The sequence below is a fragment of the Paenibacillus sp. BJ-4 genome (assembly GCF_020404765.1).
Classification (GTDB): domain Bacteria; phylum Bacillota; class Bacilli; order Paenibacillales; family Paenibacillaceae; genus Paenibacillus.
In genome coordinates, this window is sequence record NZ_JAIVEM010000126.1 from 1 (window position 1) to 1265 (window position 1265).

The window sequence follows — 1265 nt, forward strand, 5'->3', positions numbered from 1 at the left end:
CCAAACTATCCTGCCCGTTAAGTTAACAAAAGAATAAGGAACTACCGCAAAGGAAGCTCCTCAACTATCGTTTCCCGTTAGAATTCCTGTAGAATGAATCATCAATGATACTGGCCTGTAATGTGTTCATTCGCATCTTTCAGTATTTTGGAGAGTATCACAATTTGCCCTGCATGATATCCGTAGTGTGCCGCAACCTGAACAAGAAGCTGGCTAATTTCTCTCGCTTCATAGGTTTCATCCTCTGAAGCGCTAACCCGAAGCATTCTGTTCCAATCCTCGTGGTCATAGCGGATTGTAACTTCTCTTTTTAAATCCTCATCAGACAAAACTGATAATATACTTACCGATTCGGATCGTGTCCTCATAAGAACGCTAATCAACTCATCTTTTGATATGCCACCTTCAGAATTAAATTCTCGAGTACGTTCCCGAATGAATGGTTTGTTTCCGATTGCACTTATGAGGTTCTGATATTCGTTACCTGCTAAATGCAAGCAAAGATTACCGATGCTGTTCATGGAATCCTTCATTTTCTTCCAAATCAAATCATCATCAAGCGGGTTTATGCTCTTTATAATTCGATCGAGCTGCTTGTTCATGTCTTCGAATACATGCTTTATTAGGTCTGGCATGACCATTTCCCCCTCTGTAAACTTATTTTTATTATTCGTTAAACTCTGGGTATTTCCTTTAATTATCCTGCCCGTGGGACTTGATCCCGAGCGCTATAATGTTCCCCCCTATTTGTCATGACCATGATTGAGGCTGGTTGGGACTTTAGATCCCCGGTAAATTTACATGAAGGAGAGATCAGATGAACCCCGTTATTGGGCTAGACATTTCTAAAGAAGAAAGCCACGGACAGGCCTTTTTAGATCGTGGAAAACCATACAGAGGGACCTTTCATTTCGAACATACGTGTGAAGGACTTGAGAAATTGCTTCAAGCTATTCGAGACGTCGAGCATGTATCTGGATATCGTCCTACGTTGATTCTCGAAGCAACCGGGCACTCCCAAAGCCCCGTCGTTCAGTTCTTGGAGGAGCATCACTATTTATTCATTGTTATCCATCTGCTCATTTCAAATCGGCTTAGAAAATCCAATCTTCGGAAAGTTAAAACGGATGCCGCGGATGCTTATCTTTTGGGCGATCTTTACTATAGGGAAGAATTCGAACCTTACAAAAAAAGGGGTGTGCAGCTGCTTAATCTGCGCTATCTGACTCGGTAATATGAGGCATTTTCAAAGATGTGTGTGCAAA

General features: G+C 41.8%; 2 protein-coding genes. One reads left to right on the forward strand and one right to left on the reverse strand.

Annotated elements, in window-relative coordinates; translation table 11 throughout:
- Positions 1 to 101: 101 nt before the first annotated feature.
- The gene (locus tag LCF57_RS18910; protein WP_226002089.1) at positions 102 to 635 is read right to left on the reverse strand and encodes a DUF1572 family protein; all 534 of its coding nucleotides are present in this window, start codon (positions 633 to 635) and stop codon (positions 102 to 104) included.
- Between the two features lie 182 nt (positions 636 to 817).
- On the opposite strand from LCF57_RS18910, the gene LCF57_RS18915 reads away from it, so the two are divergent.
- A complete protein-coding gene (locus LCF57_RS18915) occupies positions 818 to 1234 on the forward strand; it encodes an IS110 family transposase (protein ID WP_226002090.1) in 417 nt (138 codons plus the stop codon).
- Positions 1235 to 1265 lie beyond the last annotated feature (31 nt).